The sequence below is a fragment of the Sphingomonas hankookensis genome (assembly GCF_001619955.1).
Classification (GTDB): Bacteria; Pseudomonadota; Alphaproteobacteria; order Sphingomonadales; family Sphingomonadaceae; genus Sphingomonas; species Sphingomonas hankookensis_A.
Genome location: NZ_LQQO01000034.1, coordinates 246,411 through 258,543, shown reverse-complemented (window position 1 = coordinate 258,543; position 12,133 = coordinate 246,411). Strand labels below are relative to the sequence as shown.

Annotated in this window: 13 protein-coding genes; 8 read left to right on the top strand and 5 right to left on the bottom strand. The window is 66.7% G+C overall.

Annotated features, from left to right (window positions below; all coding sequences use genetic code 11):
* The first annotated feature begins 123 nt into the window (after positions 1 to 123).
* Positions 124 to 1,314 (top strand): Na+/H+ antiporter NhaA, encoded by a 1,191-nt coding sequence (gene nhaA / locus AVT10_RS13155; RefSeq protein WP_066692232.1) that lies wholly within the window; start codon positions 124 to 126, stop codon positions 1,312 to 1,314.
* On the opposite strand, the gene AVT10_RS13150 is transcribed toward nhaA, so the two are convergent.
* Positions 1,301 to 2,533, bottom strand: a complete 1,233-nt coding sequence (locus tag AVT10_RS13150) for a dipeptidase (RefSeq protein ID WP_066692229.1) — start codon at positions 2,531 to 2,533, stop codon at positions 1,301 to 1,303. The two genes, nhaA and AVT10_RS13150, sit on opposite strands and share 14 nt — an antisense overlap.
* Positions 2,534 to 2,613: 80 nt before the next feature.
* Here AVT10_RS13150 and AVT10_RS13145 point away from each other — a divergent pair, with 80 nt between their 5' ends.
* A complete protein-coding gene (locus AVT10_RS13145) occupies positions 2,614 to 3,141 on the top strand; it encodes a hypothetical protein (protein ID WP_126014991.1) in 528 nt (175 codons plus the stop codon).
* 167 nt (positions 3,142 to 3,308) lie between these two features.
* Here the strand turns inward: AVT10_RS13145 and AVT10_RS13140 are convergent, their stop codons facing one another.
* From AVT10_RS13140 to sucC, 3 genes are all read right to left on the bottom strand, one after another.
* A complete protein-coding gene (locus AVT10_RS13140; RefSeq protein WP_066692224.1) occupies positions 3,309 to 4,238 on the bottom strand; it encodes an electron transfer flavoprotein subunit alpha/FixB family protein in 930 nt (309 codons plus the stop codon).
* The gene (locus AVT10_RS13135; RefSeq protein ID WP_066692222.1) at positions 4,235 to 4,984 is read right to left on the bottom strand and encodes an electron transfer flavoprotein subunit beta/FixA family protein; all 750 of its coding nucleotides are present in this window, start codon (positions 4,982 to 4,984) and stop codon (positions 4,235 to 4,237) included. Before AVT10_RS13135 ends, AVT10_RS13140 begins: the two co-directional genes overlap by 4 nt.
* A 203-nt stretch (positions 4,985 to 5,187) precedes the next feature.
* Positions 5,188 to 6,387 carry an ADP-forming succinate--CoA ligase subunit beta gene (gene sucC / locus AVT10_RS13130; RefSeq protein ID WP_066692220.1) on the bottom strand — a complete coding sequence of 400 codons (1,200 nt, stop codon included), beginning with the start codon at positions 6,385 to 6,387 and terminating at the stop codon, positions 5,188 to 5,190.
* Between the two features lie 299 nt (positions 6,388 to 6,686).
* Here sucC and AVT10_RS13125 point away from each other — a divergent pair, with 299 nt between their 5' ends.
* The 6 genes from AVT10_RS13125 to AVT10_RS13100 all read left to right on the top strand — a co-directional run bounded on the left by AVT10_RS13125 (position 6,687) and on the right by AVT10_RS13100 (position 11,155).
* A complete protein-coding gene (locus tag AVT10_RS13125; protein WP_066692798.1) occupies positions 6,687 to 7,211 on the top strand; it encodes a sterol desaturase family protein in 525 nt (174 codons plus the stop codon).
* Complete coding sequence (locus AVT10_RS13120) at positions 7,208 to 7,591, top strand: hypothetical protein (RefSeq protein WP_066692219.1); 384 nt, start codon at positions 7,208 to 7,210, stop codon at positions 7,589 to 7,591. The genes AVT10_RS13125 and AVT10_RS13120 overlap by 4 nt, the downstream gene beginning before the upstream one ends.
* 51 nt (positions 7,592 to 7,642) lie before the next feature.
* Entirely contained in the window at positions 7,643 to 8,341 is a 699-nt protein-coding gene (locus AVT10_RS13115) for a sulfite exporter TauE/SafE family protein (RefSeq protein ID WP_066692796.1), read from the top strand.
* A gap of 61 nt (positions 8,342 to 8,402) precedes the next feature.
* The gene (locus tag AVT10_RS13110; protein WP_066692217.1) at positions 8,403 to 9,569 is read left to right on the top strand and encodes a hypothetical protein; all 1,167 of its coding nucleotides are present in this window, start codon (positions 8,403 to 8,405) and stop codon (positions 9,567 to 9,569) included.
* A 458-nt stretch (positions 9,570 to 10,027) separates the two neighbouring features.
* Entirely contained in the window at positions 10,028 to 10,531 is a 504-nt protein-coding gene (locus tag AVT10_RS13105; protein WP_126013541.1) for a hypothetical protein, read from the top strand.
* Between the two features lie 123 nt (positions 10,532 to 10,654).
* Complete coding sequence (locus tag AVT10_RS13100) at positions 10,655 to 11,155, top strand: Mpo1 family 2-hydroxy fatty acid dioxygenase (RefSeq protein ID WP_066692213.1); 501 nt, start codon at positions 10,655 to 10,657, stop codon at positions 11,153 to 11,155.
* A gap of 24 nt (positions 11,156 to 11,179) precedes the next feature.
* Here the strand turns inward: AVT10_RS13100 and AVT10_RS13095 are convergent, their stop codons facing one another.
* The gene (locus tag AVT10_RS13095; protein ID WP_066692211.1) at positions 11,180 to 12,115 is read right to left on the bottom strand and encodes a ribose-phosphate pyrophosphokinase; all 936 of its coding nucleotides are present in this window, start codon (positions 12,113 to 12,115) and stop codon (positions 11,180 to 11,182) included.
* Between the last annotated feature and the right edge of the window lie 18 nt (positions 12,116 to 12,133).

Below are 12,133 nucleotides of genomic sequence, written 5' to 3'. Positions count from 1 at the left end.
GAAGCTGGTGGAGGGGGGTGTCCTCGTCCACCACCGTTGCGTTTTGTGAGTACCCCCCCTCCACCCCGCCCTCTGGGCGTGGTCCCCCTCCCCGTACTGGAGAGGAACTGGTAGGCCGACACCATGACCCGCCCCCGTTCCATGATCCGCAGCTTTCTCCATGGCGAAGCGTCGGGCGGTATCGTCCTGATGCTCGCCTCGGCGCTGGCACTGCTGCTTGCCAATCTGCCCGGCATCGACACCGCCTATTTCCACGCGCTGCATATCGTGACCGGGCCGGTGTTGAGCGACCGGCATGGGCCGATGACGCTGCATTTGTGGGTCAACGACGCGGCGATGGCGTTGTTCTTTCTGCTGGTCGGTTTAGAGATCAAGCGCGAGCTGGTCGACGGGCGGCTCGCCACGTGGGAGCAACGCCGCCTGCCGGTGATTGCGGCGATCGCCGGCATGGGCGTCCCGGCGATGTTGTACCTGCTGGTCGCGCGGTCGACGCCGGGTCTCGCGCAGGGTTGGGCGATCCCGGCAGCAACGGACATCGCCTTTGCTGTGGGCGTCATGGCGTTGCTGGGCAAGCGGGTACCGGCGGCGCTGAAGCTGTTCCTGACGACGCTCGCCATCGTCGACGATATGGGGGCGGTGGCGATCATCGCGCTCGGCTATACCAGCGATCTCGACCTGACGGCGCTGGGCGGTGCGGTGCTGGTGCTGGCGATGCTGGTCGCGCTCAACCGGGCGGGGGTGATGCGTCTGGCACCTTATCTGCTGCTGGCCGTACCCTTGTGGTACTTCGTGTTCCTGTCGGGCATCCACGCGACGGTTGCCGGGGTGCTGGCGGCGATGACGATCCCGGTCAAGCCGACGCCGGGCGCACCGGAGGCGATCGATTCGCCGCTGCACCGGCTGGAACATGCCATCCATCCCTGGGTCGCGTTCGGCGTGGTGCCGCTGTTCGGCTTCGTCAATGCCGGGGTCGCGGTGACCGGCGTGCCGCTGTCGATCCTGTGGGCGCCGCTGCCGCTGGCGGTCGCGGTCGGGCTGTTCGTTGGCAAGCAGGTCGGTGTGCTGGGCGCGATTTGGCTGGCGGTGCGCAGCGGGCTGTCGTGCCGGCCGGGCGATGCGAACTGGATGCAGCTCTGGGGCGTCGCCGCGCTGGCCGGGATCGGCTTCACCATGAGCCTGTTCATCGGCGGGCTGGCCTTTGCCGATGACGCGGCGGCCATCGATCAGGTGAAGATCGGGGTATTGGCCGGGTCGCTGCTGTCCGCGCTGCTCGGCGCGACGCTCCTCCGCCTCGCGCCGGTCAGGGGTAGGTAGCGTCGACCGGGCGCTGCCCGGCCATCGCCTTCGCCACCGCTTCGGCCTGACCCAGCACGCGCAACACGTTGCCTTGCGCCAGCGCCGCGAGGTCGGCATCGCTCCACCCGCGCCGCGCCAGTTCGGCGAACAGCAGCGGATAGCCGTCGACCCCGCCCATGCCTTCGGGACCAGTGCCGGAAATACCGTCATAGTCGCCGCCGATGCCGACCGACGCGCGACCGGCGCCCTTCGCGATATGTTCGACATGGTCGGCCATCGTTGCCGCCGTCACGCGCGGAGCGGGGTTGGCGGCTTCCCAAGCCTTTACCGCTGCCGGTGCCTGCGCACCATACAGGTTGCCCGGCAGCCCCTGTGCCTTGGCAAAGGCGCCGCGGCGATTGTCCCATGCGTTCCACTCCGCCGACAGGAAGGCGGGATAGGCATTGACCATCACCACCCCGCCCTTCGCGCCGATCGCCCGCAGCAGATCGTCGGGAATGTTGCGTGGCCGGTCGGCGAGCGCGCGGGCGTTGGAGTGCGACGCGATCACCGGTGCCTTCGATTCGGCCAGCGCCGCCGCCATCGTCGCATCGGACACGTGTGCGACGTCGATCAGCATCCCCAGCCGGTTCATCTCGTGCACCACCTGCCGACCGAACGGGGTCAGGCCGTTGGCCTGCGGCGTATCGGTCGACGCATCGGCCCAGCCGACGCTCTTGGTATGCGTCAGCGTCATGTAGCGCACGCCGAGATTGTAATATTGCCGCAGCACCGACAGCCGCCCGTCGATCTGGTGCCCGCCCTCCACGCCGATCAGCGAGGCGACGCGGCCGCTCCTGGCGATGCGCGCCATGTCCGCCGCATCGCGAGCCAGCGCCATCCGGGTCGGATTGGCGCCGATCATCCGGCGGACGATGTCGATCTGCTCGATCGTCGTCTCGACCGCCTGCGGACCTGTCGTCGTTGCCGGGATCCAGACCGACCAGAATTGCCCGCCGACATGTCCACGCTTCAGGCGGGCGAGGTCGGTCTGCAGCGGCGGATCGATCTTGCTCGTATCGCTGGTCAGGTCGACCGATTCGACCGCCGCGTGATGATGTTCGCGAATGCCCCACGGCAAGTCGTTATGCCCGTCGATGATCGGCGCGCGTTCCAGCACCCGTTCGGCCCGTGCGCGGTCCTGTGCGGAAGGGGCGGGGGCCTGTGCGGCGGCGAGGAGCAGGAGCGGCAGGATCATGGATCCCACGCTAATCCGTCGCGCGTAGGCCGGACAAGTGCTACGCATGGCATCGGCCATGCGCCGGGGATATGGGAGACGTGCCGATGTACGCCATGCTGTTGCTGCTGGGACAGGCCGCGACGCCCGCCGTCCCGCTGCCAGGCCCGCCCGAGCGAATCTCGATCCTGGTCGATCCCTGCGCGTCGCAGCGGCGCAATTCGCAGGACGACGAAATCCTGGTTTGCGGGGAGGGCGTGCGCGAGCCGCGTCTGCCGCTGCCATCGGAACGCGCGCCCCCCGACCGTCCGCTCGCATCCAATCCTTATGCCGATGGGCGGGGTGCGGAGCTGGCGGCCGACAGCCCATGTGCCACCCTGTCGCAGGGCTGCACCACCGGCGTCGATATTTTCGGTGGCGGCACCTTTGCCATTCGCGCGATCGGCAAGTTGATCGACCCGGGCAGCTGCTGTGAGGAACCGGACGAATACAAGGATGTCGGCAAGCTGGTCGGCGACATCGTGCGCGGGATCAAGGGCGGCCCGTCGAAGAAGGAGCGGGCGAAGCGCGTGGCGATCCCGCTCGATCCGGCGGTGCCGTTGCCGGTAGCGGCCGTAGCGGCGAAGTAGGGGGGCTCGAAGATCCTCCCCGTGCCGGGGAGGATCTTCGCCTCCGGGGGTGACGCGGGAGTGAATCCCGCGTCGTCGGTCGTCGCTATGGCGACGCCGGCCGTCGCCGCCTTGTGCGCTTGGGGCATTGCCCCTTGCGCACCGGTCAGCAGCTTGCGCTGCTTCGCTCAAAGCTTGGCGGTTAGCTCCGGCACCACGTTGAACAGGTCACCCACCAGCCCGACATCGGCAACCTGGAAGATCGGCGCGTCCTCGTCCTTGTTGATCGCGACGATGACCTTGCTGTCCTTCATGCCCGCCAGATGCTGGATCGCGCCGGAAATGCCGACCGCGATATAGACTTCCGGCGCGACGATCTTGCCGGTCTGACCGACCTGATAGTCGTTCGGCGCATAGCCGGCATCGACGGCCGCACGCGAAGCGCCGACGGCGGCGTTCAGCTTGTCGGCGAGCGGATCGATCAGCGCGTGGAACTGCTCTTCCGATCCGAGCGCACGACCCCCCGACACGATGATCTTGGCGCTGGTCAGCTCGGGGCGTTCCGATGCGGCGATCTCGGCGCCGACGAAGCTCGACACGCCCTTGTCGCCGGTCGAGGCGACCGCTTCGACCGTGGCCGATCCACCGGTCGCTGCCGCCTTGTCGAACGCGGTGCCGCGCACCGTCAGCACCAGCTTGGGATCGCTGGTCTTGACCGTCGCGATCGCGTTGCCGGCATAGATCGGGCGGGTGAAGCTGTCCGGCCCCTCGACCGAGAGGATCTCGCTGATCTGCATCACGTCGAGCAGCGCGGCGACGCGCGGCGCGATGTTCTTGCCGGTGGTGGTGGCCGGCGCCAGGAAGGCGTCATGGCTGCCCATCAACTCGACGACCAGCGGCGCGACGTTTTCGGCGAGGTTATGGGCATAGGCGGCATCGTCGGCGACCAGCACCTTGGTGACGCCCACAATCTGCGCGGCGGCCTGTGCCACGCCATCGACGCCCTGACCCGCGACGAGCAGTTCGACCTCGCCCAGCTTCGCAGCGGCGGTGACGGTGGCATAGGTTGCGTCCTTGACCGACTGCCCGTCATGTTCGACCCAAACCAGCGTCTTCATGCGACCACTCCCAGCGTCTTGAGCTTACCGACCAGTTCGTCGACATCGGCGACCTTCACGCCCGCCTGGCGCTTGGCCGGTTCCTCGACCTTCACGGTCGTCAGGCGCGGCGCGACGTCCACGCCCAGATCGGCGGCGGTCTTGGCCGCCAGCGGCTTCGACTTGGCCTTCATGATGTTGGGCAGCGACGCGTAGCGCGGTTCGTTGAGGCGCAGGTCGGTGGTGACGATCGCCGGCAGGGTGAGCGCGACCGTCTCCAGCCCGCCATCGACTTCGCGGGTCACGTTGACCTTGTCGCCCGCGACCTCGACCTTGCTGGCGAAAGTACCCTGCGGATAGCCGGTCAGCGCGGCCAGCATCTGGCCGGTCTGGTTGTTGTCGTCATCGATCGCTTGCTTGCCGAGGATGATTAGCTGCGGCGCTTCCTCGTCGATCACGGCTTTGAGCAGCTTGGCGACGCCCAGCGGCTCGACCTTGGTCTCGCTGGTGATGAGGATCGCGCGGTCGGCGCCCATCGCCAGCGCGGTGCGCAGCGTATCCTGCGCCTTCTGTTCGCCGATCGAAACGACGACGATCTCGGTCGCCACGCCCTTTTCCTTCAGGCGGATCGCTTCCTCGACCGCGATCTCGTCGAACGGGTTCATGCTCATCTTGACGTTGGCCAGGTCGACACCCGACCCGTCCGCCTTCACGCGGGGCTTCACATTGTAATCAAGCACACGCTTGACCGGCACCAGCACCTTCATGAGCACTCCCTCTCAAAACGTTTTACGCGGTGGCATCGCGCGTTTCTCTGGCGGTTTTGCGTGGGTTTCGCAAGTCCGGTATGGAAACGCAGCGACGCCGTAGCGGCAGGTGGCGACCCTAGCGCGAATCGCCCTGCCACCCCAACGAAAAAGGGCCCGGACGTTTCCGTCCGGACCCCTTGTCCGTCGCAGGCAAAGGGCGATCAGGCCGCCTTCTGCACTTCCGCGACGATCTTCTTGGCGGCATCGCCCAGGTCGTTGGCGGGGACGATCGCGAGGCCCGAATTGGCGAGGATGTCCTTGCCGGCCTGCACGTTCGTGCCTTCGAGGCGGACGACCAGCGGCACCGACAGGTTCACTTCCTTCGCGGCGGCAACGATGCCTTCCGCGATGATGTCGCACTTCATGATCCCGCCGAAAATGTTGACGAGAATGCCCTTCACCGCCGGATCGGCGAGAATGATCTTGAACGCCGCGGTGACCTTCTCCTTGTTCGCGCCGCCGCCGACGTCGAGGAAGTTGGCCGGGAACATGCCGTTCAGCTTGATGATGTCCATCGTCGCCATGGCGAGGCCGGCGCCGTTGACCATGCATCCGATATCGCCGTCGAGCTTGATGTAGGCCAGGTCGTACTTCGACGCCTCCAGCTCCATCGCGTCTTCTTCGGTGGTGTCGCGCAGTTCCATCAGGTCCTTGTGACGGAACATGGCGTTGCCGTCGAAGCCGACCTTGGCGTCGAGCACGACCAGCTTGTTGTCGTCGGTGACGGCAAGCGGGTTGATCTCGATCTGCTCGGCATCGGTGCCGAGGAACGCGTCGTACAGCTTCGATGCGACGCTGGCGGCCTGCTTGGCGAGGTCGCCGGTCAGTTCGAGCGCGGCGGCGACGGCGCGGCCGTGGTGCGGCATGAAGCCGGTCGCGGTGTCGATGTCGATCGAGTGGATCTTTTCGGGCGTGTCATGCGCCACGGTTTCGATATCCATGCCGCCTTCGGTCGAGGCGACCATCGAGACGCGGCCGGTCGCGCGGTTGACGAGCAGCGCGAGGTAGAATTCCTTCGCGATGTCGACGCCGTCGGTCACGTACAGGCGGTTGACCTGCTTGCCGGCGTCACCGGTCTGGATGGTGACCAGCGTGTTGCCGAGCATGTCGGTGGCGTGGGCGCGGACTTCGTCGGCGGTCTTGGCGAGGCGGACGCCGCCCTTGGCATCCGGACCCAGTTCCTTGAACTTGCCCTTGCCGCGGCCGCCGGCATGGATCTGTGCCTTCACGACATAGAGCGGTCCGGGCAACTTCGAGGATGCTTCGACCGCTTCCTCGACGCTCATCGCCGAGAAGCCGGCGGGGACGGGCACGCCGAACTTCGCGAGCAGTTCCTTGGCCTGATATTCGTGAATGTTCATGGATTCGCCTTCCGCCTCTCGGGTGGGTGCCTGATAGTTGGCAAAGTTGCCGCGCTAAAGCACATGCGGGAGGTCGAATCCAGCCCAAATCGACCTTAATGCGATTGCGTCGCAGATGCTTTACGAGAGAGCGGTCGCGCAGAGCGCCGCCATGCCCGCCGACAGAGAGCGCGACAGGCCGGCGGATTGCAGGCCGCTGCGCAACCGCGCCTCGGGCACTGCGCAGCCCGTGAGGCCGGCGAGGACCAACAGGGCGGTAAGGCGTCGCAATGTCATGGCCGAGCCGCTATATGCCCGCGATGCACTGGGCAATCGGCATCCTGATCTTCCTCGCCACCGTGATCTTCATGGAAGGCTTCGCCTATGTCGCGCATCGCTGGCTGATGCACGGGCCGGGCTGGTTCCTGCACGCCAGCCACCACCGCCCGCGCCATGGCAACTGGGAGTGGAACGACCTGTACGCCGCGATCTTTGCGGTGCCGTCGATCGTGCTGCTGCTGGGCGGGGTGCAATGGGGGTGGTGGCCGGGGACGATCTGGATCGGCGCGGGCATCGCCGCCTATGGCGCGATCTATTTCGGCTTCCACGACATCATCGTCCATCGCCGGTTGCAGCACCGCTATCTGCCGAAATCCAGCTATATGAAGCGGATCATTTCCGCGCACCGGCTGCACCATGCGGTCGAGACGAAGGACGGCACGGTCAGCTTCGGCTTCCTGTGGGCGCCCAGGCCCGAGGAGCTGAAGGCCGAACTGAAGCGGCGCGGCAATGCCGGGGTGCGCGCGGCGACCGCGACGACCCGCGACCGCGTCGAGCATCCATGACCGCCGGCGGATGGCAGGCGCGGGCGCTGTCGTGGCTGCTCGCGATCTTCGCCACGCTGGCGATGGTCGGCGCGGTGGCGACGATGTCGACCAATGGCGGACCGACACGATCGGGCGCCGAAGTTGACAGCGACGCCACCCGGCAGGTCGATCCGCGCACCGGCGCGCCAGTGCCGCCGCCCGCGCCCTTCACCACCGGCGCGCCGCGCGTCGAGACGCCGCAGAGCATCGCCGTCGCCGCGCAGGCCGCCGCGACGCGCAAGGTCGCCGACTGGCTGGCGGTGCTGACCTATGCCGTGCTGGCGCTGGTCGCGGTGCTGGCGGTCGGGGTGCTGGCGCTGTTCCGTATCGCACAGGTGCTGTCCGAGCGGCGCGATTAGCCGGTGATCGTCGACCCGTTCTTCTATGTCGTCGCCGTCATCGCGGTGGCGATGCAGGGGCTGGCCAAGGGCGGGTTCGCCGGCATGGGCGCGCTGTCGATGCCGCTGCTGGCACTGGCGATCGATCCGGTCCGCGCCGCCGCGATCCTGTTGCCGATCCTGATCGTGCAGGACGTGGTGGGGGTATGGGCGTTCCGGCGGACCTTCGACGGGCGGGTGCTGGCATGGATGCTGCCGGGCGCGGTGATCGGCATCGCCCTCGGCTATGGCTTTGCGGCGTTGGTGTCACCTTCGGCGGTACTGGCGACGGTCGGGCTGATCTCGATCCTGTTCGGTGGCTGGCGATTGTGGACCGAGCGCCATGGCATGCCGGTCGCCAGCCGTTCGCCGGGCTGGGTCGGCACCTTGTTCGGCGTCGCATCGGGCATCACCAGTCAGATCGCCCATGCCGGACAGCCGCCGTTCCAGCTCTGGGTACTGCCGCGCCAACTTCCGCGCGACGTGCTGGTGGGGACGACCGCGCTGTATTTCTGCGCGGTCAACTGGCTGAAGGTGCCGGCCTATATCGGCCTTGGCCAGTTCACGCGCGCGAACCTGCTGACATCGGCCGCGCTGCTGCCGGTGGCGATCGCGACGACGTTCGGCGGGGTGTGGCTGGTGCAGCGGGTGTCGGCGAAGCGGTTCTACACGCTGATCTATGTGCTGATGATCGTGGTGGGGGTGAAGCTGGTGTGGGACGGGGTGGTTTAGCCGGGCAGGCATGCCGCGAAAAGACGATGGCCTGTGTCGTTTCGGCACCCTAGGCTATGCCATGGCCGTTCACCGTCGTCCGCTCGCACCCGTCATTTGCCTGTTTGTTTCGGCATGTGCCGGACAGGTGACGCTGATCCCGCCGCCGACACCGATCGCAGCGCCAATAGCGAAAGACGATTACAAGGTACGGTCACTCGCGGACGTCGATCCCGCACAACCCCTGGCCGGAGCAATGGCGGGGCAGACGCTCAGCCTGTTCGGCCGCGAGGACCTGATCGCCCGCACCAGCAGCGATTACAAGCCGACGGCGTGTTCGCCGATCGCAGGGGCGGGGGATGCGATCGGGACGATCATCGAACGTGCCCGCAAAACCTCGATCGTGATCGTCAATGAAAGCCATGAGCGATCCGAGCATCGCGGCTTTACGGCGCGGGTTGCGCGTGCGCTGCGTCCGCTCGGCTATGACGTACTGGCAATGGAGACATTGTCGATCCCGGCGCTGGGAACGCCGGACAAATTCCTGCCGCCCTATCTCAAGCGACCGGATCAGCTGTATTTCGAAGATACCGACGGCTATTACCTCTATGAAGCCGGTTTCGGACGACTGGGGCGGGAGGCAAAGGCGCTGGGGTATCGCCTGTTGCCCTATGAAGAGCGGTTCAGCGAGACGGCAGCGACCCTGTCCCTGGATGAGGGCATCGCCCGGCGCGAAACGGCACAGGCGGAGCAGCTCGCCGCCTACATCGCCGCGCATCCCAAGGCCAAGCTGCTGATCCATGTCGGTTATTCGCATGCAACCGAAGTGCCGCGTGCCGACGGCCAACGATGGATGGCGACGCGACTGAAGGCGATCACGGGTATCGACCCACTGACCGTGTCGCAGACGACCTGCCGGGGCGGCGGTAGCCGGGAGCGGCTTGCCGTGCTGCCCGCCGAGCAGCGGCCCGGTACGTTCGACGTGGTCGTAGATCATCCGACGGCGAAGTTCGTGCGCGGGCGTCCGGCATGGCGGGTGGCGGCAGGCGACCGGGTGGTGTCGATCCCAACCGCGTTGCGCCCGGCCAAAGGCTGGCGGATCGTCGAGGCGCGGCCGGTCGGGGAGAGCGAGGCGTCGGTGCCGATGGACCGGGTGGCGATCCGGCCGGGCGAGGATATCGCGCTGCTACTGCCGCCCGGGCGGTATCAGCTGAAGGTGGTGGACGTACCGATGGCCGCGAAGGAGTAGGGGGGGCTGTGCCATCGTATTCGGCATGCGTGTCCAGAGCGTTGTCCCGGCGCCTTTTCGTTATCAGCCTGACGAATCTTGCGGGGTCAATCTCAACGCTCCCACGCACTTTAGGCGAGGATAATTTTTGATGGACTTGCCCGCTAAGAAATCCCGCTAAGCACTCTCTGACATTCTTGCCTTGGCGGTAGGTGTAGGTGGAATATTCGTCTCCCGATTTTTGCGTAGCACGTTCCCGGCCCCGCCGGGGACGCTTTGGCTATGGGGATGCGTGGCGGTTGGGTTGGCTGCTGCCTGCGGCGTTGCTTTTGGGCACGGTTTTCGTGGCCTGCCGTGGATGCTGCAACTGGTTGGTGTTTACATTTCGCTGCAGATCCCGCTGCAGGTCGGCTATTCCTACGGTGTCCTATCGTTCTGACCGGCAAGAGCGGCAGCACGGTGGTTTGGCAGCGCCGTCGATGGGACGAACAGGCTTTTCCGTTGCGCTGCTATTGCTCCTGACCAATTGTTCGCCAGCAAATCGCGGCGACCTTTCACCAGTCGCCGGTCCGGGCGTGACGCTGGCATCGACCGAAGGCCTGCCGGACGACACCGCACGCCTGTCCGGCAGCGGGGTTACGGCTGACGTTACCGGGCGCTGGTCGCAGCAGAACGAGACGATCGAGATACGCTATCGGGCAGGAGCGGTGCCGGTTCGTATCGCGATACGGGGCGGAGCGACAGGTATCGCCCGCCCGGCGACCTCCGCGTGGGACCGCACGAAACCCTTTCCCGGCAATGCGATCGGTCGACCGTTGCTGGACGAGGCGCCGCTGACGATCGCGGCCAACGGCGAGGCGCGGGTACAGATCGAGTTCGCGCGGGCGAACGACACGCCCTTGTCGATCGGCGATAGGGTGACGCTGGCGGTGCCGATGCCCGACGGAGCGCGCGCGGTGACGTTTCGTGCAGGCGGGGAATAGGCGACCCGCTACGTCCTACGTCGCGCTGCAAGGTGACGCGAGCGATGGGACGTGACAGGATCGAACCGCACGCTGCCGAAACGGACGAACGACTCGCCCGGCGGCTGGTGAAGGAGAGGATCGATGTCGCGTCTGGTCAGGCAGCTGTCGGCCTATGCCGAATATCATCGCAACGGACATAATGTCGCGACGCACATGGTCGGCATTCCGCTGATCCTGTTCGCCATCGCCGTACTGCTGTCGCGGCCGGCAATCGCGCTGGGCGAGGGGCTGGTGGTCACGCCGATGATGATCGTCGCGGCGGTTGCGGCGGCCGGCTATCTGCGGCTCGACCTGATGTTCGGTGCGGTGCTCGCGGCGTTCCTCGCGCTGATCACGTGGGCGGGGAGCGGGGTGGCCGCCTGGTCGACCGGCGCGTGGCTGGCGGTCGGGCTGGGCAGTTTCGTGGTCGGGTGGACGCTGCAGTTCGTCGGCCATTATTTCGAAGGGCGCAAACCGGCATTCGTCGACGACCTGTCGAGCCTGTTCGTCGGGCCGCTGTTCGTGGTGGCCGAGGCGGCGTTTATGCTGGGCCTGCGGCAGCCGGTGCGGCGGGCGATGGAAGGGGCCCTCCGCCCGCATTGACGCGGGCGGGGCGGCCCGTCCGGATCAGTCGAACAGGCTCGACACCGACGATTCGTCGGCGATGCGGCGGATCGCTTCGGCGAGTAGCGGGGCGATGGTCAGGTGGCGGATCTTCTGCCCCTGCGCGATCACGTCGTGGTTGCCGATCGAATCGGTGATGACCAGTTCCTCGAGCGCCGATGCCTCGACCCGGGCGACCGCGCCGCCCGACAGGACGCCGTGGGTGCAATAGGCGACGACGCCGACCGCGCCGGCCTGCTTGAGCGCCGCGGCGGCGTTGCACAGCGTGCCGGCCGAATCGACGATATCGTCGATCAGGACGCAGAAGCGGCCCTCGACATCGCCGATGATGTTCATCACTTCCGATTCGCCGGCGCGCTCGCGGCGCTTGTCGACGATGGCGAGGGGGGCGTTGTGCAGCCGCTTGGCGAGGCTGCGCGCGCGGACCACGCCGCCGACGTCGGGCGACACGACCATCAGGTTATGTTCGCCGAACCGGGTCTTGATATCCTCCGACATCACCGGCGCGGCATAGAGATTGTCGGTCGGGATATCGAAGAAGCCCTGGATCTGCCCGGCGTGGAGATCGACGCACAGCACGCGGTCGGCGCCGGCCTCGGTCACGATGTTGGCGACCAGCTTGGCCGAAATGGGCGTGCGGGGGCCGGGTTTGCGGTCCTGCCGCGCATAGCCGAAATAGGGGATGACGGCGGTGATGCGCCGTGCCGACGCGCGCTTCAGCGCGTCGATCATGATCAGCATCTCCATCAGATTGTCGTTGACCGGATAGCTGGTCGACTGGACGACGAACACGTCCTCGCCGCGGACATTTTCCAGCACCTCGACGAAGATTTCCTCGTCGGCGAAGCGCCGCACGCTGGCCTTGGTCAGCGGGATTTCCAGATAGTCCGCGATCGCGGTCGACAGGGGAAGGTTGGAATTGCCCGCCAGCAGCTTCATGGGTGCGCCCGTATCCAT

Coding starts and splice junctions, on each gene's coding strand:
- nhaA (WP_066692232.1), top strand. CDS start 124: ATGACCCGCCCCCGTTCCATGATCCGCAGCTTTCTCCATGGCGAAGCG.
- AVT10_RS13150 (WP_066692229.1), bottom strand. CDS start 2,533: ATGATCCTGCCGCTCCTGCTCCTCGCCGCCGCACAGGCCCCCGCCCCT.
- AVT10_RS13140 (WP_066692224.1), bottom strand. CDS start 4,238: ATGAAGACGCTGGTTTGGGTCGAACATGACGGGCAGTCGGTCAAGGAC.
- AVT10_RS13135 (WP_066692222.1), bottom strand. CDS start 4,984: ATGAAGGTGCTGGTGCCGGTCAAGCGTGTGCTTGATTACAATGTGAAG.
- sucC (WP_066692220.1), bottom strand. CDS start 6,387: ATGAACATTCACGAATATCAGGCCAAGGAACTGCTCGCGAAGTTCGGC.
- AVT10_RS13125 (WP_066692798.1), top strand. CDS start 6,687: ATGCACTGGGCAATCGGCATCCTGATCTTCCTCGCCACCGTGATCTTC.
- AVT10_RS13120 (WP_066692219.1), top strand. CDS start 7,208: ATGACCGCCGGCGGATGGCAGGCGCGGGCGCTGTCGTGGCTGCTCGCG.
- AVT10_RS13115 (WP_066692796.1), top strand. CDS start 7,643: ATGCAGGGGCTGGCCAAGGGCGGGTTCGCCGGCATGGGCGCGCTGTCG.
- AVT10_RS13110 (WP_066692217.1), top strand. CDS start 8,403: ATGGCCGTTCACCGTCGTCCGCTCGCACCCGTCATTTGCCTGTTTGTT.
- AVT10_RS13105 (WP_126013541.1), top strand. CDS start 10,028: ATGGGACGAACAGGCTTTTCCGTTGCGCTGCTATTGCTCCTGACCAAT.
- AVT10_RS13100 (WP_066692213.1), top strand. CDS start 10,655: ATGTCGCGTCTGGTCAGGCAGCTGTCGGCCTATGCCGAATATCATCGC.
- AVT10_RS13095 (WP_066692211.1), bottom strand. CDS start 12,115: ATGAAGCTGCTGGCGGGCAATTCCAACCTTCCCCTGTCGACCGCGATC.